Origin of the sequence: Pseudomonas proteolytica, from assembly GCF_007858275.1 — a bacterium.
Taxonomy (GTDB): Bacteria; Pseudomonadota; Gammaproteobacteria; order Pseudomonadales; family Pseudomonadaceae; genus Aquipseudomonas; species Aquipseudomonas proteolytica.
The window spans coordinates 280129-297606 of sequence record NZ_VFEV01000001.1 but is presented as its reverse complement, the minus strand read 5'-3'; the positions used below and the strand labels follow the sequence as shown (position 1 = coordinate 297606).

The 17478-nt window shown below is 61.0% G+C and carries 19 protein-coding genes, 1 tRNA gene and 1 pseudogene; 13 read left to right on the top strand and 8 right to left on the bottom strand.

The features are described from left to right. Nucleotides 1–36: 36 nt before the first annotated feature. Nucleotides 37–666, bottom strand: a complete 630-nt coding sequence (locus FIV38_RS01340) for a DUF1780 domain-containing protein (protein ID WP_029292005.1) — start codon at nucleotides 664–666, stop codon at nucleotides 37–39. A gap of 78 nt (nucleotides 667–744) precedes the next feature. Between FIV38_RS01340 and FIV38_RS01335 the strand changes: the two genes are divergently transcribed. The 3 genes from FIV38_RS01335 to FIV38_RS01325 all read left to right on the top strand — a co-directional run bounded on the left by FIV38_RS01335 (nucleotide 745) and on the right by FIV38_RS01325 (nucleotide 2201). Then, a complete protein-coding gene (locus tag FIV38_RS01335) occupies nucleotides 745–1236 on the top strand; it encodes an FAD/FMN-containing dehydrogenase (RefSeq protein ID WP_167362652.1) in 492 nt (163 codons plus the stop codon). Beyond that, a complete protein-coding gene (locus FIV38_RS01330) occupies nucleotides 1233–1922 on the top strand; it encodes an energy-coupling factor ABC transporter permease (RefSeq protein ID WP_029292001.1) in 690 nt (229 codons plus the stop codon). The genes FIV38_RS01335 and FIV38_RS01330 overlap by 4 nt, the downstream gene beginning before the upstream one ends. 63 nt (nucleotides 1923–1985) lie before the next feature. After that, the gene (locus tag FIV38_RS01325) at nucleotides 1986–2201 is read left to right on the top strand and encodes a hypothetical protein (protein WP_029292000.1); all 216 of its coding nucleotides are present in this window, start codon (nucleotides 1986–1988) and stop codon (nucleotides 2199–2201) included. Here FIV38_RS01325 and yacG read toward each other — a convergent pair. The 4 genes from yacG to FIV38_RS01305 are packed head-to-tail and all read right to left on the bottom strand — an operon-like array spanning nucleotide 2198 to nucleotide 5113. Beyond that, nucleotides 2198–2401: a DNA gyrase inhibitor YacG gene (gene yacG, locus FIV38_RS01320; protein WP_092238375.1), complete on the bottom strand. Its 204-nt coding sequence runs from the start codon at nucleotides 2399–2401 to the stop codon at nucleotides 2198–2200. The two genes, FIV38_RS01325 and yacG, sit on opposite strands and share 4 nt — an antisense overlap. Beyond that, nucleotides 2398–3021, bottom strand: a complete 624-nt coding sequence (coaE, locus tag FIV38_RS01315; protein ID WP_029291995.1) for a dephospho-CoA kinase — start codon at nucleotides 3019–3021, stop codon at nucleotides 2398–2400. Before coaE ends, yacG begins: the two co-directional genes overlap by 4 nt. Next, nucleotides 3018–3890 (bottom strand): prepilin peptidase, encoded by an 873-nt coding sequence (locus tag FIV38_RS01310; RefSeq protein WP_139273591.1) that lies wholly within the window; start codon nucleotides 3888–3890, stop codon nucleotides 3018–3020. The genes coaE and FIV38_RS01310 overlap by 4 nt, the downstream gene beginning before the upstream one ends. 2 nt (nucleotides 3891–3892) lie before the next feature. Continuing rightward, nucleotides 3893–5113, bottom strand: a complete 1221-nt coding sequence (locus FIV38_RS01305) for a type II secretion system F family protein (protein ID WP_092238372.1) — start codon at nucleotides 5111–5113, stop codon at nucleotides 3893–3895. A gap of 203 nt (nucleotides 5114–5316) precedes the next feature. On the opposite strand from FIV38_RS01305, the gene FIV38_RS01300 reads away from it, so the two are divergent. The 4 genes from FIV38_RS01300 to FIV38_RS01285 all read left to right on the top strand — a co-directional run bounded on the left by FIV38_RS01300 (nucleotide 5317) and on the right by FIV38_RS01285 (nucleotide 7765). Continuing rightward, complete coding sequence (locus tag FIV38_RS01300) at nucleotides 5317–5727, top strand: pilin (protein ID WP_092238369.1); 411 nt, start codon at nucleotides 5317–5319, stop codon at nucleotides 5725–5727. Nucleotides 5728–5804: 77 nt separating this feature from the next. Continuing rightward, complete coding sequence (locus FIV38_RS01295) at nucleotides 5805–7211, top strand: O-antigen ligase family protein (protein WP_070994131.1); 1407 nt, start codon at nucleotides 5805–5807, stop codon at nucleotides 7209–7211. Between the two features lie 39 nt (nucleotides 7212–7250). Further along, a tRNA-Thr gene (locus FIV38_RS01290) sits at nucleotides 7251–7323 on the top strand. Between the two features lie 136 nt (nucleotides 7324–7459). Beyond that, entirely contained in the window at nucleotides 7460–7765 is a 306-nt protein-coding gene (locus tag FIV38_RS01285; RefSeq protein ID WP_070994130.1) for a DUF6388 family protein, read from the top strand. Between the two features lie 105 nt (nucleotides 7766–7870). Here FIV38_RS01285 and nadC read toward each other — a convergent pair whose 3' ends face one another. After that, on the bottom strand, nucleotides 7871–8719 hold the full coding sequence (gene nadC / locus FIV38_RS01280) for a carboxylating nicotinate-nucleotide diphosphorylase (protein WP_070994129.1): 849 nt from the start codon (nucleotides 8717–8719) through the stop codon (nucleotides 7871–7873). Between the two features lie 266 nt (nucleotides 8720–8985). On the opposite strand from nadC, the gene FIV38_RS01275 reads away from it, so the two are divergent. The 6 genes and pseudogenes from FIV38_RS01275 to FIV38_RS01255 all read left to right on the top strand — a co-directional run bounded on the left by FIV38_RS01275 (nucleotide 8986) and on the right by FIV38_RS01255 (nucleotide 15487). Beyond that, on the top strand, nucleotides 8986–11145 hold the full coding sequence (locus FIV38_RS01275) for a DUF1631 domain-containing protein (RefSeq protein ID WP_092238366.1): 2160 nt from the start codon (nucleotides 8986–8988) through the stop codon (nucleotides 11143–11145). Between the two features lie 62 nt (nucleotides 11146–11207). Next, on the top strand, nucleotides 11208–11771 hold the full coding sequence (ampD, locus tag FIV38_RS01270; protein ID WP_029291979.1) for a 1,6-anhydro-N-acetylmuramyl-L-alanine amidase AmpD: 564 nt from the start codon (nucleotides 11208–11210) through the stop codon (nucleotides 11769–11771). Continuing rightward, complete coding sequence (ampE, locus tag FIV38_RS01265) at nucleotides 11768–12604, top strand: regulatory signaling modulator protein AmpE (RefSeq protein ID WP_029291976.1); 837 nt, start codon at nucleotides 11768–11770, stop codon at nucleotides 12602–12604. The genes ampD and ampE overlap by 4 nt, the downstream gene beginning before the upstream one ends. Before the next feature lie 315 nt (nucleotides 12605–12919). After that, nucleotides 12920–14011: pseudogene (locus tag FIV38_RS30825) on the top strand (methyl-accepting chemotaxis protein); the annotation flags it as partial. Continuing rightward, complete coding sequence (locus tag FIV38_RS30820) at nucleotides 13988–14917, top strand: methyl-accepting chemotaxis protein (protein WP_371128902.1); 930 nt, start codon at nucleotides 13988–13990, stop codon at nucleotides 14915–14917. The pseudogene FIV38_RS30825 and the gene FIV38_RS30820, both read left to right, overlap by 24 nt. Before the next feature lie 129 nt (nucleotides 14918–15046). After that, nucleotides 15047–15487: a hypothetical protein gene (locus tag FIV38_RS01255; RefSeq protein WP_092238363.1), complete on the top strand. Its 441-nt coding sequence runs from the start codon at nucleotides 15047–15049 to the stop codon at nucleotides 15485–15487. Here the strand turns inward: FIV38_RS01255 and FIV38_RS01250 are convergent. Both FIV38_RS01250 and cra read right to left on the bottom strand, forming a co-directional pair. Then, nucleotides 15407–16210 (bottom strand): TatD family hydrolase, encoded by an 804-nt coding sequence (locus FIV38_RS01250; RefSeq protein WP_092238361.1) that lies wholly within the window; start codon nucleotides 16208–16210, stop codon nucleotides 15407–15409. The genes FIV38_RS01255 and FIV38_RS01250 overlap by 81 nt on opposite strands. Before the next feature lie 2 nt (nucleotides 16211–16212). Further along, nucleotides 16213–17208 carry a catabolite repressor/activator gene (cra, locus tag FIV38_RS01245; protein ID WP_070994124.1) on the bottom strand — a complete coding sequence of 332 codons (996 nt, stop codon included), beginning with the start codon at nucleotides 17206–17208 and terminating at the stop codon, nucleotides 16213–16215. Nucleotides 17209–17478 lie beyond the last annotated feature (270 nt).

The following is a 17478-nucleotide window of genomic DNA, read 5'->3' as shown; positions in this document are numbered from 1 at the left end:
GGCCTCGTCAGGTAGACGTTGCAAAAGGGCATCACGTTACAGGCTGATACCCACGTCGAACACTATGCTGCGCCCCAGGTTGTTGCGCAAGAAATCCGGGGCGTCCGGGTGGGCGAACAACACGCGTGCAAAGGTCGGGCCGACCAATGACAGCGAGCGCCAGCCCTGGCGCAGGTATTCCGTGGGTGGCGGGAAATGGCTGTTGAGGTCCAGCACTTCGCGCTTGAGGCTGGCGAAGGCGATGATATCCAGCTCCCCCAGGTCCATGCCGCGTTCTTTATAGTTATGGGCCTTCTTGCGCAGGGTCGGCGCCAGGCGCAGCAGGAACTCATGGGCGGGAATGCGCCTGGGCTTGGCTTCACGTCGCACCAATTGGCTCAGGGAAAAAGCGCTGCGCCGCCGTAGCAGTTCGTCGCGCCATTCGTCATTCAGGCGCCGGCCTTCGTCCAGGACAAAAAACACTTCGAAACTGGCGTCGCGAAACAGCACATCCGGCGGTTCTTGACCGGCGGCATGAAATTCTTCGGCGCGGTAGGGCACATTCAGGCCTTGTAGCAGGCGCTGGCAGACCCAACGCTCACGCTCCCATTTGCGGGCATTGGACAGGAACGCGTTGGCTTGTTCGGCCGCTATGGTGAGCAGGCGCAAATAATCTGAGTCATCCATGGTTCCAGCTTAGCGTTCAAATGATGACCGCAGGAAGTCCGGTGTGAAAAGGCTCGGTGTAGACTGGCAGTTCGGTTGATGGTTTTGCTCAAGGAGTTCGCGGTGAGGTTTTTGGTTGCGGTGTTTCTGGTCTTTCTGCCCCTGTGGGCCCAGGCAGTTGAGCTCGGAGAGCGGCTAGCTCCCTGGACCTTGCTGGATCAATTCGGCCAGGCCTATACCCTGGATAATCAGGCGCAGGTCTTGCTGGTGGCGCGCAGCATGGACGCAGCCAAACAGGTGGATGCGGCATTGCAGGGCCAGCCCAAGGGCTATCTGGAGGCGCGCCATGTGGTGTTTGTCGCCGATATCCAGCGCATGCCGAGGTTGATCGCCAAGCTTTTCGCCGTCCCCGCGATGCAGGCCTACAACTACCGGGTCATGCTCGACCGTGATGCTCGGATCGCTCCACGTTATCCGGCGCCTGTGGATAAAGTACTGTGGCTGCAACTGGAAGACGGCAAGCTGGTCGCGCGCCATGAGTACGCCTCTGCCACCGAACTGCGCCAGGCCCTGGAGCAGGTGCAGCCGTGATCAGTGCCGCCGTGCTGGCGCCGCAAACCCTGTGGCTGGGCTGGCTGCTGTATGCGCCGGTGATTGTTTGGGCGGTCCTGCGCTCGTCCTGGGTCGAGTTGTTTGCCGACCGACGGCGCCAGCATTTGTTGTTCGGTACGGTGTTCGCGCTGTTCATGTTGTGGCTGGTGCGTCGGGATTTCGATACCGGCGTGTCCTACCACTTTATCGGCATGACCGCCGTGACCCTGTTGCTCGACTGGCCGCTGGCAATTGTCGGTGGGCTGGCTGCGCAACTGGGCCTGGTGCTGCTCGGGCGCCAGGACCTGGCGGCGGTCGGGGTCAACGGTGCACTGCTGATCCTCTTGCCGGTATTGGTGACCGAGACATGTGCGTTGCTGGTGGAGCGGGCGCAGCCGCGCAATCCCTTCGTGTATATCTTCTGTTCCGGTTTTTTTGCCGCCGCATTGTCGGCGTTGCTGTGCCTGTTGGCCGGCCTGGGCTTGCTGTGGCTGGACGGTCGCTTCGCCATGCCCGAGTGGATCGAAGACTTTATCGGCTACCTGTGGCTGATCATCTTTCCCGAAGCCTTCATCAACGGCATGGTGATCAGTGCCTTGGTGGTGTTTTGCCCGGAGTGGCTTGAGACGTTCAACCGCACGCGCTACCTCTCGGCGCCCTGGAAGGACGACAATTCGCGGCCTTGATCCAAATCAAAGGCACAACGCGCAAGTGGTCGCATGCTCTGCGAAACTTCCAGGAGCACGATCATGAGTGTGTACGAGTGGGCGCGGCAAGAGATACGCAGGAGTCAGGAAGCGGCGCTGGAAATTGGCTTTGATCCAGGTTTGAGCCTGCGTGCCCTGTTGAGTGCCGTGGTGCAGCAGAGCAAGGGCGTGCGCAGTTTTGAAGACCTGGCCGACGAGTTGCAATACCTTGCGGAAAACCTCGACGACCAGCAGGAATACGCTTTTATGCGGCCTTAATGGGCGCGCGGTGGCAGGTCTTCGGAGAACAGCTCGTCTTCGGCGTCCGGGCTGACCGGAATCTTGTGTTCTTCTGAGGCCCAGGCACCCAGGTCGATCAGTTTGCAGCGATCCGAGCAGAATGGCCGGTTGAGGTTGGTCGCTTTCCATTCCACGGGGGCGCCGCAGGTTGGGCATTCGACGGTCAAGGGTTGGCTCATGTTCGGCCTCCACGCAAAGTAAGGTAAAAGTGGTGCAGTCGCTCGACCTCGGCCTGTAGCCAGGCCAGGTCCTGGTCATTGACCAGTACATCGTCGGCATGGCGCAAGCGATCTTCCCGGGAGGCCTGGGCCTTGAGAATAGCCTGCACCTGTTCTTCGCTGATGCCGTCGCGCAGCAGGGTACGCTGAATTTGCGTTGATTGCGGCACATCGATCACCAGGATGCGTTGGGTCATGGTGTATTGACCCGACTCGATCAACAACGGCGACACCAAAATCGCATAGGGCGAGCGGGCGCGGGCCAGATGGCTGCGGATCTCGTCTGCAATCAGCGGGTGCAGCAGGGCTTCCAGCCACAGGCGCTCTTGCGGCGCCTCGAAAATACGCTTGCGCAAGGCGGCGCGATCCAACTGGCCATCGGGCAGCAGAATCCCACCACCGAAGTGCTCGGCAATCTTCGCCAGCGCTGGCCGCCCGGGCTCCACCACCCAGCGTGAGGCATGGTCGGCGTCGATCAGGTCCACGCCAAGGTCGATAAAGTGCTGGGCCGCAGCGCTTTTGCCGCTGCCGATGCCGCCCGTCAGGCCAAGAATCCAGGGTGTTGCGACAGAAGTGGTCATTTGAAACCGACAGACTGCAAATAGAAGTCGGTTATTTGACCACCCCAGAGCAATGCAATCCAGCCGGCAATCGCCAGATAGGGGCCAAAAGGCAGGGGCACCGAGGTCTGCGCGTTACGCATGCGCAACACAATCACCCCTGCGATCGCACCCACCAGCGACGCCAGCAACAGCGTCAGCGGCAGGATCTGCCAGCCACCCCAGGCGCCGAGCAGGGCTAGCAGCTTGAAGTCGCCATAGCCCATGCCGTCCTTGCCAGTGCACAGCTTGAATAGCCAGAACACCGACCACAGGCTCAGGTACCCGGCAACCGCGCCCAGCACTGCATCGGGCAGCGTTACATACAGCTCGAAGTAATTGAGGATCAGCCCCAGCCACAGCAGTGGCAGCACCAGCACATCCGGTAATAGCTGGTGGTCGGCATCAATCAGGCTCATGGCCAGCAAGCCCCAGCTCAAGAACAGCACTCCAGCGGCCGGCCAGCCGAAGCCGTAGTGCCAAGCGATAAATGCCGAGAGGAGCCCGCAGGCCAGTTCGGTGAGCGGGTAGCGCGGGCTGATGGAGCCGTGGCATCGCGCGCAGCGCCCCCTGAGCAGCAGATAACTGATCACCGGGATATTTTCCCATGGGCGAATCGGCGCCGAACAATGCGGGCAACAGGAGTTGGGGCGCAACAGGTTATAGGTCGGGCCACCGGGCTCCGGAGGCAGGCCGAGTATCTCATGGGCCTGGGCGCGCCAGTCCCGTTCGAGCATTTTTGGCAGGCGCCAGACCAGCACGTTGAGGAAGCTGCCGACGATCAGCCCGAGCACCAGTGCTGCCCAGACGAACAACCAGGGATGGAGGCTCAGGAGTTGGTCCAGAGTCATATTCAAAACGCCGTGCCAAGCTGGAAGATCGGCAGGTACATGGCGATTACCAGTGCCCCGACAATGCTGCCGAGCACCACCATGATCAGCGGCTCCATCAGGCTGCTGAGGTTGTCCACCAGGTTGTCGACGTCCGTTTCATAATGATCGGCGACCTTCTCCAGCATGCTGTCCAGCGCTCCTGATTCTTCGCCGATGGCGGTCATCTGGATCGCCATGCCAGGGAACAGGCCGCTGGCGGTCATGGTTCGATTCAATTGCATTCCTATTGCCACGTCCTGGCGCATACGCGTGATTGCCTGTGTGAACCGCTCGTTGCCAGCGGCTGCGGCCACTGAGTCCAGCGCCTGTGCCAGCGGTACGCCAGCGGCAAAGGTGGTGGCGAGTGTGCGAGCGTAGCGGGCGACTGCGGTTTTTTTCAGCAGTGTGCCTGCCAGCGGTAGTTTCAACAAACCCGTGTCCAGCCACAGGCGCAAACCGTTGTGTCGGCGGTAGGCGCGGCGTATTCCCCAGGCACTTGCGATTACGGTCAGCAATAGCATCCACCATGCGCCTTGCATGAATTCGGACAGCCCGATGACCAGCAGGGTAAAGCGTGGCAGCGGTGTGTCGATGCCGGCGAACAGGCTTTCGAATTGGGGCACGACGTGGATCAGCAAGATGCTGCTGACCAGCATCGCCACGAGCACGACCACCAGCGGATAGGTCATGGCCTTCTTGATCCGGGCCTTGAGGCGCTGGCTCTTCTCCAGGTGGGTGGCTACCCGCTCCAGCAAGGTCTCCAGGGTGCCGGCCTGTTCGCCGGCCGCGATCAGGCTGCAATACAGGGGGTTGAAGCACTGCGGCTGTTTCGATAGCGCGGCGGTCAGGCTGTTGCCGGCGGCAATCTCCTGCTTCAGCCCTTGGACCATTGTGCGCATGGCCGGGCTGTCAAAGCCTTCGCCAATCATGTCGAAGGCTTGTAGCAAGGGAATTCCCGCCTTCAGCAGGGTCGCCAGTTGGCGGGTGAACAGCGCAATATCGGCTGGGGTGATTGGGTTGCCCAGGCCGCAAAGGAGGCTGGAGCGCACGTGTACCCGAACCGGGGTTATGCCTTGCCGGCGCAGTTGTGCCTTGATCACGGCCGGGCTATGGCCACGGGTTTCGCCGGACACCTTGCGGCCATTGCGCAACGTGCCTTCCCAAGCATAGGTGGCGGTGGGGCTCACAGTGACATCATTCATTGGCGGCGATAGCTCATCGGCAGGTGATGATCTACAGCTTAGTCAGGCCTCTGTGTCCATCCGGCTATTGGGGAGGGGAAAAATGTCAGATTGTGCGTCTTGTGAGGGCCTGGCCCGACGCGGATGAGTACACTGGCGCGGTTGCCAAGGGCAGGGCACAGGATGTGCCTTGCGATGGGTTTTTATTCTGGAGAGTGAGTGTGATGCGTCAGAACGGCTTTACTTTGATCGAGTTGTTGATCGTCGTGGCGATCATCGGCATCTTGGCCACGATTGGCCTGCCCATGTATACCAAGCATCAGGCCAAGGCCAAGTTCACGGCGGGGCTGGCGGAAATCTCGGCGTTGAAGGCCGGTTTCGAGGACACCTTCAACCAGGGCACGGTGCCCACGCTGGCGCTGATCGGTGGTACCAGCCCGACCGCCAACTGCACGATCAGCGTTGCAGGTGATGTGGCTGCGGGCACGGGTTCGATTGCCTGTGAAATTCTCGATGCGCCTGCGCCCATCCAGGGCAAGCTCATTACCCTGGCGCGCAGTGCCAGCGAGGGTTGGAAGTGCACCACGACCGCTGACGAGCAGTACATTGCAAAGGGGTGCGCGGCTGTCAAATGAGGCCGGGTCGCCTGAATCAGTGACGGGAGCCGGGCGTAACGGCTCCCAGGCACTCCACAAGGAAGTAAAGATTGCCCATGACGTTATCCGTGCAACAGCGAGGAAGCGTGTTCCTGGTGCTGGCGCTGAGCCTTCTGCTACTGGGCATCACCCTATCCTTCAGTGGTCATGACTGGCAGCGTGTGGTGCAGGTTGGCGTTGGCGTGTGCGCAGTGGTCTATGGCCTGGTGACTCCCGCCGGCAGGCTGGTCGACAGGCCCACCGCGATCGGCCTGGCGCTGGTTCTTGGCCTGGGGTTGGTCTCCACGTGGTTGGCCCACCAGCCACTTTGGGCGTTGACCGAGTGGGCGCTGATGCTCACCTGCGGGGTGATTGCGGCGGCTTTTGCCCGGCTACGCCGCAATGGCGATCAGGCCCTGGATCAGGCGCTGATCCTGTTTGTGTTGCTGCTGTGCCTGATCAAGACCCTTCAATATGGGTACGCAGGCGTGCTGGCGTTTACCAGTGGCGACACGACACTGGACACAGATCTTCTGCTTGGTGGGTTCTCCAACAAGCGCTTCTACGGCCAGTTCCAGACCTTTACCTTGCCCTTGCTGGCGTTGCCGCTGCTGCTTGCGAGCACTTCGCGGTTGACGCGTGGCCTGGTGTTCGCCCTGTTGTGTGCCTGGTGGTTGATTGCAATCAGTGGTGGCACCCGTGGTACCTGGCTGGGGATCGGCGTTGCGGCGGTCATCCTGGCTTTTTTGGGGGCTGCGGGGCGTCGCTGGTTGGCCTGGCAGGTGGCTGCGTTGTGTGGCGGGCTGTTTTTGTACTGGTTGTTGTTCATGGTTTTGGCGCGTTACCTGGGGCTGGAGATTGCCAGTCTTTCCAATGACCGGCTCACCACCAGCCTTTCAGGTCGTGAAGTAATCTGGTGGCAAGCCTGGGACATGATCCGCGAACGGCCATGGCTCGGTTTTGGGCCGATGCACTTTGCTGATATCCCCAACCCGATCGCAGCCCACCCGCACCAGGCAATCCTGCAGTGGGCCAGTGAGTGGGGCGTGCCCTCTGCCTTGTGTGTGTCGTTGCTGGCGCTGCGCGGTGGTTGGGCCACGTTGAGGGTGATCCATCGGCAAGGGCCGGCACGGTCACCGCAAGACCTGTTGCGCCTGTGTCTGTTCGCCGCGTTGCTGGGCGCGACCGTGCAGGCGATGGTCGACGGGGTGATTGTGATGCCCTATTCGCAACTCTGGTTGGCGCTGGTGGTGGGCTGGCTGATGGCATTGCATCCGTGGCACACGCCGGTTGTCGAACCGATGCCGCTGTTGCATCGGGCCTGGCAAGTGGCGGCTGTGCTTGCGGTGGCGTTGCTGGTAGTTGTCGTGTACCGCGACCTGCCTGGCTCCACGGAGCGCAGCCAACACTACATCGACACTGCCAAAGGCCACCTGCAGCCACGGTTCTGGGTCCAGGGAGTCATTGCGCCGCACATCCGGTAAGTTGCCGGGCGCCCCATGCAGTGCTAGCTTTAGCCCACCGCCCGTGTAGCTCAGTTGGTAGAGCAGCGCACTCGTAACGCGAAGGTCGCAGGTTCGACTCCTGTCTCGGGCAAAAAGGCACCACAGTTTTCAGATGATCCCAGAATGGTTCTGAAGGCCAGACGAACCGGTATTCATGCCCGTTCTTTTGTATCTGCGCAACCTTGATGACCCAGATGCATCCCCATTCCTCGATCTAAGAGAACGCCATGACCACGACAGAAATGACCCAGCAAGTGCGGCACGCAGAAGCCCTCAAAAAGTACCTCGAGGAGTCGCCGCAGCTTAAGGAAGAGATCAAGGACCTGAGTGCTGATGATCAGCGCGACCAGATCCAGTGGGCATTCGAGGACGAGGCCGAGAGCCAGGGCTTCCAGCCTTGGGAGCTGACCCTCAAGTACACGTCCACGCCAGAGGAGTTCGAAGTGGCACGCCTGGCCCTGCATAAAGAGGCGGCCGAGGTGTTGGGTGTCGAGTGGGAAGAGTACTGCGAGATGAACGACCTGGTGGTTTAAACGCTATCTGTTCGTCTCCCGGTCCTCATCGACGGCTAGCCGTCTCCTACAGAAATTGTGCCGGACCTGTAGGAGCCGGTTTGCCGGCGATGACAGTGGTTCAGTTCAAATACTGAGCCGCATCGACAAATCCACCGCCTTCACATCCTTGGTCATCGCCCCGATGGAGATGTAGTCCACGCCGGTCTCGGCAATGGGCAACAAGGTGCTTTCATTGATCCCGCCGCTGGCTTCCAGCTTGGCCTTGCCGCCGTTCAAGCGTACGGCTTCGCGCATGTCGTCCAGGCTCAACTCATCCAGCATGATGATATCGGCGCCCGCCGCCAGCGCTTCGCGTAACTCTTCCAGGCTTTCCACTTCGACTTCCACCGGCTTGCCGGGGGCGATCTTGTGGGCGGCAGTAATGGCCTGGGCAATGCCACCGCAGGCGGCGATATGGTTTTCCTTGATCAGGAACGCGTCATACAGGCCGATGCGGTGATTGTGGCAACCGCCGCAGGTCACTGCGTACTTTTGCGCCAGGCGCAGGCCGGGCAGGGTCTTGCGGGTGTCCAACAGCTTGACCTGGGTGGCTGCGACGAAGTCCGCCAGGTATTGCGCACGTGTGGCCACGCCGGATAACAACTGCAGGAAGTTCAGCGCGCTGCGCTCACCGGTCAACAGCGAGCGGGCAGGGCCTTCGAGGTGGAACAGCGCCTGGTTGGGGCTGACGCGCTCACCGTCGCGCACCTGCCAGTGCACGGCAACCCGTGGGTCCAACTGGCGGAATACGGCATCGACCCAGGCGGTGCCACTGATGACGGCCGCATCACGGGTGATGATCGTGGCCTTGGCCAGCCGTTCGGCGGGGATCAATTGCGCGGTGATGTCGCCGCTGCCGATGTCTTCCAGCAGTGCGCGGCGCACGTTGGCTTCGATTTCGGCGGTGAGGTCGGCGAGGCGTAGATTCGGCATAGCGGGCTCCACATACAAAGTGCCCCGATTATAGGGGCATGGCAGCGCCGAACCCAAGGTATGCAGGCATAACCTGCCTGATTACAAAGCAGCTACAGAGTTTGCTGGCGCTACAGGGTCTAATTGCAAGATAATCTCGCGCCTTGCAATTGGCGTCATAGCTTTGACGTCTCGGTGATCTATAGATAATCGCTACCTGCCGCTGTTCCGCCGGCGGTTGCGGCGAGCGCTCATAAAACCGAACCCCGTCATTCCAGGAGGCCAGCATGCACAATGACGCAAAGGTGGTGCCGATCAATAAGATCGCCGCACAAGCGATGCCATCGCCGCTCGCCCGCCTGCCCGTGATCGTGCTTCAGGTTCGTGACAAGGCCACACAGCAACTGGACCGGGGTTTGCAGGAGCTGTTCGATAACGCTGACGACACTCTGTTCGAAATGGCCGACAAGGCGCGCAACAACGCCGACCACAATATTTTCTTTGAAGCCATGCGCGACCTGCGCCTCAAGCGCAAGAACTTCGAGCGTGTGTTCATGGAGCAGCTTTTCGCCGCGTTCGCCAACCTGGGGCAGGCCGGGCAAGGCGAACTGCTGCTGCCGACGGTCTCCTACGAGGCAGCGCCGGGGGTGTCGGCTGACGATCTGGAAAAAGCCGTGGCCCTGGAAGCCATGCTCGACAAGGTCATGCACCGTGACGGCCTGGCCCTGGGACAACTGACCGCGCGCCTGGGTGCGTTGTTGGGCAAGCGCCTGGATGATCGGGAAAACCCCCTTGGCCCGGCGATGCTCTGTGAGTACTTCCTGCGGGCCGGGCGCAGCCTGGGGGTGGAGATCCGGGTCAAGCTGATTATTTTGAAACTGTTTGAAAAGTACGTACTCAGCGATGCCGACCTGCTGTACGGCGAGGCCAATCAGTTGCTGGCCGCCACGGGCGTACTGCCCGAGCTCAAGGCCGTACCTTCGCGCCGTTCCGGCGAGCGCGCCAGCAGCGCCCGCCCGCCGGCCGAGGCACCGCCGGCAGCCGACCCACAGGCCGACGAGGCCGAGCAACAAGTCTTCGCGGCCCTGCAGGAGCTGCTGCTGACGGTGCGCGGCAGTGTGGCGCCGACCCTGGAGGCCAGCGCCCAGGCCCAGCCGATTTCCACCCGCGACCTGCTGCGCCTGCTGTCCCATCTGCAGCAGTATGTGCCGGAGCCTGCGGTGGAGGACGATTTTGACTTGCGCCGCCAGTTGGAAGAACTGCTCACCCGGGTCAGCGTCAAGAGTGGCAAGTCGCGGGTAGTGGAGGATGCTGACGAGGATGTGATCAACCTGATCGCCATGCTGTTCGAGTTCATCCTCGACGACCGCACCTTGCCTGACTCCTTCAAGGCGTTGATTGCGCGCCTGCAGATTCCCATGTTGAAAGTGGCCGTGCTGGACAAGAGTTTCTTCAGCCGCGGCAGCCACCCGGCGCGGCGCTTGCTCAATGAAATCGGGGCTGCGGCCATGGGCTGGGGCAAGCGTGATGATTATCAGCGTGACAGCCTTTACCTGCGCATCGAGCAGGTGGTGCAACGCCTGTTGAACGACTTTGTCGACGATCCGGCAATTTTCTCGGTGCTCCTGCAAGAGTTCACTGCTTATACCCAGGACGAGCGCCGCCGCAGTGAGTTGCTCGAACAGCGCACCCGCGACGCCGAAGAAGGGCGCGCCCGTACCGAGCAGGCGCGGCAGCGGGTTGCCGATGCCGTCAATCAGCGCTTGCTGGGCAAGGTCTTGCCGCATTTCGTGGTGCAGTTCCTGCAACAGGCGTGGAGCCAGGTCTTGTTGCTTGAATGCCTCAAGCACGGCCAGCACTCGCCGCAATGGCAGGCACGGCTGAGGTCCATGGACGAATTGATCTGGAGTGTCAGCCTGAGTGAGCACACCGAGGCCGGTCGTCGCTTGCTGGAGCAATTGCCCGCGCTGCTCAAGGCCCTGCGTGAGGGGTTGAGCGAGGCAGCGTTCGACTCCTTTGTCACCCGGGAGTTTTTTATCCAGTTACAGGCGCTGCATACCCAGGCATTCCAGGGCACGACGCTGCCCAGCGTGGCGCTGGTCGAAGTGCGCGGGGATGCGAGCGCCGAAATGCCTTCGCAGGCGCTCAGCCTGGCGGAGGATGATCCCGATCTGCTCAAGGTTCGGCAATTGCACATCGGCAGTTGGGTCGAGTTCCGCGAAGATGAAGAAAACACCCTGCGCTGCAAGCTGACGGCGATTATCGCCCCGGCCAACAGCTACATCTTCGTCAATCGCACGGGCCTTAAGGTCCTGGAAAAAACCTGCACGGAGTTGGCCCTGGAGTTCAAGCGTGGCGGGGTCCGTACCCTGGATGACGCGCTGTTGTTCGATCGCGCCCTGGCGTCGGTGATCGGCAATCTGCGGCAACTCAATCGCGCCAAGTGATCGCAACCACCAGGCCGATCACGGCATACTGAGTGCTCCTAAGTCTTGCGCAAGGAACCTGTATGCAGTTGGACCCCACCAGCGGTTGGTGCCAGGGCATTGCCCATTGCCCGTCGCCCAACTTCAATGAACGCCCAAACGGCGAGATTTCCCTGTTGGTGGTGCATAACATCAGCTTGCCACCGGCCCAGTTCGCCACGGGTAAAGTGCAAGAGTTTTTCCAGAATCGCCTGGATGTCACGGAACATCCCTACTTTGCAGGCATCGCTGACCTACGGGTATCCGCGCATTTTCTGATTGAGCGTGAGGGTGCGGTGACGCAATTTGTTTCCTGTCAGGACCGAGCCTGGCATGCGGGTGTCTCCTGTTTCGAGGGGCGCGAAACCTGCAATGACTTTTCCCTGGGCATCGAGCTGGAAGGGACCGACGACCAGCCCTTTACCGATGCCCAGTACCAATCCTTGATCGAACTGAGCCGCCAACTGCTGGTCGCCTACCCGGGCATCACGCTCCAGCGCATTTGCGGTCATAGTGACATCGCCCCAGGACGCAAGACCGATCCTGGACCGGCTTTTGATTGGGCGCGTTTTCGTGGCGCCTTGCAGGATGGAGGACATGCACAATGAGTTTCCTGGTGTTGGTGCTGGCGGTATGGATCGAGAAGTTCTCGGCCTTGCGTCAGCGGGTGCAGCGCGATGGCGGTTGGCTGCGCGAACTGGCCCGGCTTGAGTCGAGCGCTCGGTTGGGCAAGCAGCCCTGGTTGATCCTGGCGCTGCTGGTGTTGCTGCCGGTGGCGCTGCTGGGGCTGTTGTTGCTGGTCCTGGAACCGGTGGCTTATGGCTTGCTGGCGCTGCCGGTGCATTTGCTGGTGGTGATCTACAGCCTGGGGCGCGGTGATCTGCTCGGCCAACTGGGACCGTTCCGCGATGCCTGGCGCCGGGGCGACCTGCAAGCGGCTGAACATGTTGCCGAACGTGACCTGGCCATTGGCGCCGACAGCGGCGAGCAACTGCTGGAACGGGTCCAGGGCCATTTGCTGTGGCAAGCCTACCAGAGCTTTTTTGCGGTGATTTTCTGGTACTTCCTCCTCGGCCCGGTGGTGGCCCTGGCTTACCGCTTGCTGGCGCTGGCCAGTGAACACAGTCAGAACCCACTGGTGGCCGAGCGTGCCGGGCAATTGCGCCATGCGTTCGACTGGTTGCCGGTGCGGTTGCTGGCGGCGAGTTTTGCCTTGGTGGGCAACTTTGTCGCGGTCAGCCGGGTGATGCTGCATGAGCTGCTGAACTGGGATATCAGTGCAGCGCAACTGGTGGAAAAGGTTGGCCTGGTGGCCGGCGAGATTCCGGCGCCGGTGGTCGGTGCCGAAGGCATCAACAGCCTGGATCGCTTGTGGGAGCTGCTGCTGCGCGCGGCGGTGCTGTGGTATGCCGGGTTTGCGATCTGGACTGTTTTGCCCTAATCGTCTTTTCGATACACACCAGCTTTTATGTAGGCGCCGGCTCGCCGGCGATGACGCCCGATAAAACGCCGCAGGGTGTCAGGTATCCAACGTCACCGTTGACGACCATCGCTGGCAAGCCAGCTCCTACAAGGGGCTGGTTCTGATCTGTGCCGCCGATCGCGTTAACCTTAAGTTACAAAACTCCCCGCCGATTTAGGCTATACAGACAGCGCGCCCAATAGTGGCTTTCTGCCGCTGCCCTGCGCCTTCAATAAAAATAAAAGAAAAGGGAGTTCATCTGTGAAGAGCTTGCTCTATCCCGCCATCGCGTTGATGAATCGCCTGAGCTTCGGCATGAAGTTCAGCCTGATCAGTGTGTTGTTTTTCCTGCCGATGCTGGTGACCAACTATTACCTGGTCCGGGACTCCTGGCGTGAGTTCCAGGGCACCCAGGTTGAGTTGCGGAGCCTGGACCTGCTGGGCAGCAGCCTGATCCTGCGCCGCGACCTGGAAACCCTGAACAATCAGGTGCAAATCAACGCCACCCTCGGCCAGGCGGGCAAGGCGGGCGATATCGAAAGCCAGATCAGCGCACTGGAACAGCGTGTCCTTGAACGCCTGCAAGGCTTCCAGGCGATGACGGTCGACCCCGAGCAGGTTGCGGTCTTCGAGGGCAAGCGCGACGAGATGATCGCGGCCTTCAAGGTCCAGCAAAGCGAATCCTCGTTGTTGAGCAAAAGTGCGCTGATCGGCAAGTTGCTCAACAAGGCGCAGATGTTCAGCCAGATCATTGCCAGCCAGTCGGGGTTGAGCCGTGATGTGCAGGGCGATGTGCGCCAACTCAGCGAACTGGTGACCAGCGTCACCCCGCAAGTCACCCAGACCTTGGGCGAGGGCCGGGCCATGGGCGCGTACTCCCTGGGTCAGGGTTTTCTCAACTCATCGTCCAGCACGCGCTTTGACGAATTGTTGCAGCAATTGGAGAAGCTCCAGGCCGAATACGGCCTGAAAGTGCAGGACGCCCTGGGCTCCAGCAAGGCCGCCCATGGATCCCTGGACGCTCTGGCCCAAGCCAGCCAGGCCAGTCTCAAGCAGGGCAGCGAACTGTTCGAGGAACAGGTAGTGATGGCCGAAACCCTGGAGACGCCGTGGCAGGCTTTCTATGATCAAGTGACTGCCTTGATGGCCAAGACCTACCAACTGGACGACGCGACCCTGTCCTTCCTCGACCAGCAATTGCAACAACGCCTGGCCCAGAACCGGACGCACATGGTGCTGCTGGTGGCGGCGCTGGCGGCGGTGTTTTTGTTGATCTTCTATTTGTACGGCGGCTTCTATGCCTCGACGCGCACCACTCTGCGCCGCCTGGGGGCGATGATGGATAAGGTCGCCGCCGGGGATATGACGGTCAGCTTCAAGTCCCAGAGCCGCGACGAGCTGGGTGAGTTGGGTGAAGTGTTCAATGGCACCGTGGCCAAAATCCACGACCTGATCGAGCGGGTAGGGCAGACCGTCCAGGAAGTCGAGCATCAGGCCGGGCAAGTGGAGTCGGTTTCGGCGCGCAGCAACCAGGCGGTGTCGGGCCAGCGCAGTCAGATCGAACAGGTGGCCACGGCCATGAACCAGATGTCGGCGACCGCCCACGAAGTGGCGCGCAGTGCGGCGGCGGCTGTCAGCAGTGCCCACAGCGTCAACGATGAAACCCTCAGCGGGCGTGGCCTGGTGCAATCCCAGCAGGGCAGCATCGCGCAACTGGCGTCGGAGATCGACCAGTCAGTGCTGGTGATCAATCAATTGGCCATCGACAGCCAATCCATCAGCAGCGTGCTGGAGGTGATCAAGAGCATTGCCGAACAAACCAACCTGCTGGCGTTGAACGCGGCCATCGAGGCGGCGCGGGCGGGTGAGCAAGGGCGCGGGTTTGCGGTGGTGGCCGATGAGGTGCGCACCCTGGCCCGGCGCACCCAGCACTCCACCGAAGAAATCGAGCAAATGATCGCCAAGCTGCACCAAGGCGTCGGCGCGGCCGTGAAGGCCATGGGCAGTAGCCATAAAATGGCCAGCGGTACGGTCGGCCAGTCGGAAAAAGTCCAGTTGGCTCTGGAGAACATCCTGGGCGCGGTAGGCATGATCGTCGATCAGAACCAGCAAATCGCCGCGGCGGTGGAGCAACAGACGGCCGTGGCCCACGACATTGACCAGAATATTGTCGAGATCAATCGGGCTGGCGAGCACGCGGCCCAGGGCGCGCACCAGACCGAAGAGGCCAGCCGGCAACTGTCCCTGCAGGTGATTGAACTGAAAAAGCTGATCGGTGCATTTCGCGTGTAGGACGCAGACGTAGGCTTTGTCTGTTGGATGTGTGGTGCATGTCCTGTTTTCCCGCGTGAGCTTCTCTCGCAACGAGATTGGGTGAGAATTTGTTTCACACCCCATCCAGCGCTCCCGGGAGGCAGGGCCATGACCGAGACTACCCTTGGCGTGAAAGGGCATTGCGCCCATTGCGATATCACCTTTGCACTCAAGCCCTGGCAGCTCAATGCCATTGCTCTGAACGAGCCTTTTGATTGTCCGTATTGCCACAAAGTCCTGCAGCTCAATTGCCCCCGGCAACTGCGCCAGTTGAAGTCCCTGGACAACCTGGCTTTGCTGCGCCCCAGCATGCTCGTGTTGACCTGCGTGGCTTTATTGGTGGCCCTGGTGGTCGAGTGGGTCGGCCTGATCAGCAGGATCGGGCAACTGAACGTGTCGCTGGTGGCGATCCTGATTCACTTCCTGACCCTGCGCCATGCCCGCCACCGGCATCGCATGACCCTGACGCTACAGGCGGTCAACCCCATCATCGAGCGGCCAGTTGAACAGTTCGCAGGCGTTGCGGGTGCTCGCTTCGGCCAACGCTGAAGGGCTGATGCCCATCCGCTCGGCCAGGGCAGTGCAGATGGCCGGCAGGTGCTGCGGGCTGTTGCGTTGGCCGGGGTACATGGCGGGCGCCATATCCGGCGAGTCGGTTTCCAGCACCACTGATTCCAGCGGCAGTTGGGCGATGACCTTGTGCATGCGCAAAGCCTGGGGCCAGGTCGGCGCGCCGCCCAGGCCCAGCTTGAACCCCAGCTTGATGTATTCGCGGGCTTCTTCGCGGCTGCCGGCGAAGGCATGGATAATCCCGCCCCGGGGCAAGCGGATGCGCTTGAGGGTGGCGATGACGGCCGCGTGGCTACGCCGCACATGCAACAGCGCCGGCAGTTGGAAGTCCACGGCCAACTGCAATTGGGCTTCAAACAGGACTTGCTGGCGCTCGCGGTCCAGGTGCTCGAGAAAGTAATCCAGGCCGATTTCGCCGACGGCGCATAGCTGGCGATGCCCCTTGAGGCGTGTCAGCCAATCCCCCAGTTCGACCAGGTCTGTGGGGCGATGCTCATCCAGGTACACCGGATGCAGGCCAAATGCCCCGTACAAGTGCGGGTCCTGTTGGGTCAGGTCCCATAACCGTTGCCAATTACGCTGGTACACCCCCAACACCACCATGCGCCGCACGCCGAGCTGACGGCTGTGCTTGAGCACCTCGTCGCGATCTGCGTCGAAGTCCTCGAAGTCGAGGTGGGTGTGGCTGTCGACCAGCTCCATGCCTATATCTCGTGAATCCGCTGCTTGAAAGTCCGGCCGATGGCATGCACACCCGGCTGGTAGTGCTGCTCTTCAATCGCCGCCAGTGCCAGGCGCAGGGCCGTGTCGGCGATCAGCGCGTGTTGCTGGGCCATGGCGTTGACTGGCAGCGGCAGGAAGTCCAGTAATTGGGTGTCGCCGAAAGTGCCGAGGCGTAGCGATCGTGACTTGAGCGGGAAGTCATGCAGCGCATCAAACACACCTTGCAGTAGCACGTAGGAAGTGGTCACCAACGCATCGGGTAAATGCCCCAGGCGTTGCAGGAGTTCTTCCATCAACTGGCGGCCACAGTCGCGGCTGAAGGCGTCGCCATGCTCGATCAGAATATCGCCCTTGAAGTCGTGCAGGGCTTGCTGGAAACCTGCCGCACGTTCCTGGCTGATGCTCAATTCGGGGTGGGCGCCGATCAACGCGATCTGCCGGGGCAGCGGTTGCAGCAGGCTGCTGGTCAATTGCTGGCAGGCCTGGCGGTCATCGCTGACCACCGAGCAGAACTGCTCAGGCGCCATCACCCGGTCGATGGCGATCACCGGCAGGCCCTTGGCTTGCAGCTCGCGATAACTGTCATCGCTGGCGGGCAGGCAACTGGCGACGAACAGGGCATCGCAACGCCGCGCGCGGAACAGTTGCAGCAACTGGCGCTCGCTGTTGGCATCATCGTCGGAACTGGCGATCAGCAACTGATAGCCACGGGCCCGTGCGCCTTGTTCCAACAGCTTGGCGATCCGTGCGTAACTGGGGTTTTCCAGGTCCGGCAGGATAAAACCCAAGGTGCGCGTGTGTCGGCTGCGCAACCCGGCGGCCTGGGGATTGGGGGTAAAGCCATGCTCCTCGACCACTGCGCGCACCCGTTCGACGGTGGCGCTGCTGATCCGCTGCTGTTCGGCCTTGCCATTGATGACGTAGCTGGCGGTGGTCACGGACACACCGGCTATACGTGCGATATCACTGAGTTTCAAACCGGGATTTCCTTGTTTTTTAGAGCTTGCCCCGACATTTTGTCCAATCGTAACCGATTACTGCAGGCGACCATTGTCGCAACTCAAGTGCCGAGTGGTGCTTCAAGAATGCAGAATTACCCAGTAATCTGCCAGAAAATCTAGATTAAACGTTTCAGCAAGGGTATTTTTACGATGTTCGCCGCTGAGTAGTCACTGCCAATTGACTGCTCAGTCAGTTTTTCATGAACAGATTTGCGCTGATTTATTCAAAACAATACCTAGTGCGCA

What these genes read in the sequence shown, in the direction of transcription:
- FIV38_RS01325 (WP_029292000.1), top strand. Translation starts at nt 1,986, where the DNA reads ATGAGTGTGTACGAGTGGGCGCGGCAAGAGATACGCAGGAGTCAGGAA.
- FIV38_RS01275 (WP_092238366.1), top strand. Translation starts at nt 8,986, where the DNA reads ATGCACAATGACGCAAAGGTGGTGCCGATCAATAAGATCGCCGCACAA.
- FIV38_RS01310 (WP_139273591.1), bottom strand. Translation starts at nt 3,890, where the DNA reads ATGACTCTGGACCAACTCCTGAGCCTCCATCCCTGGTTGTTCGTCTGG.
- FIV38_RS30820 (WP_371128902.1), top strand. Translation starts at nt 13,988, where the DNA reads ATGACGGTCAGCTTCAAGTCCCAGAGCCGCGACGAGCTGGGTGAGTTG.
- FIV38_RS01285 (WP_070994130.1), top strand. Translation starts at nt 7,460, where the DNA reads ATGACCACGACAGAAATGACCCAGCAAGTGCGGCACGCAGAAGCCCTC.
- FIV38_RS01250 (WP_092238361.1), bottom strand. Translation starts at nt 16,210, where the DNA reads ATGGAGCTGGTCGACAGCCACACCCACCTCGACTTCGAGGACTTCGAC.
- FIV38_RS01300 (WP_092238369.1), top strand. Translation starts at nt 5,317, where the DNA reads ATGCGTCAGAACGGCTTTACTTTGATCGAGTTGTTGATCGTCGTGGCG.
- FIV38_RS01295 (WP_070994131.1), top strand. Translation starts at nt 5,805, where the DNA reads ATGACGTTATCCGTGCAACAGCGAGGAAGCGTGTTCCTGGTGCTGGCG.
- FIV38_RS01340 (WP_029292005.1), bottom strand. Translation starts at nt 666, where the DNA reads ATGGATGACTCAGATTATTTGCGCCTGCTCACCATAGCGGCCGAACAA.
- yacG (WP_092238375.1), bottom strand. Translation starts at nt 2,401, where the DNA reads ATGAGCCAACCCTTGACCGTCGAATGCCCAACCTGCGGCGCCCCCGTG.
- ampD (WP_029291979.1), top strand. Translation starts at nt 11,208, where the DNA reads ATGCAGTTGGACCCCACCAGCGGTTGGTGCCAGGGCATTGCCCATTGC.
- FIV38_RS01255 (WP_092238363.1), top strand. Translation starts at nt 15,047, where the DNA reads ATGACCGAGACTACCCTTGGCGTGAAAGGGCATTGCGCCCATTGCGAT.
- FIV38_RS01335 (WP_167362652.1), top strand. Translation starts at nt 745, where the DNA reads ATGGTTTTGCTCAAGGAGTTCGCGGTGAGGTTTTTGGTTGCGGTGTTT.
- FIV38_RS01305 (WP_092238372.1), bottom strand. Translation starts at nt 5,113, where the DNA reads ATGAATGATGTCACTGTGAGCCCCACCGCCACCTATGCTTGGGAAGGC.
- coaE (WP_029291995.1), bottom strand. Translation starts at nt 3,021, where the DNA reads ATGACCACTTCTGTCGCAACACCCTGGATTCTTGGCCTGACGGGCGGC.
- ampE (WP_029291976.1), top strand. Translation starts at nt 11,768, where the DNA reads ATGAGTTTCCTGGTGTTGGTGCTGGCGGTATGGATCGAGAAGTTCTCG.
- nadC (WP_070994129.1), bottom strand. Translation starts at nt 8,719, where the DNA reads ATGCCGAATCTACGCCTCGCCGACCTCACCGCCGAAATCGAAGCCAAC.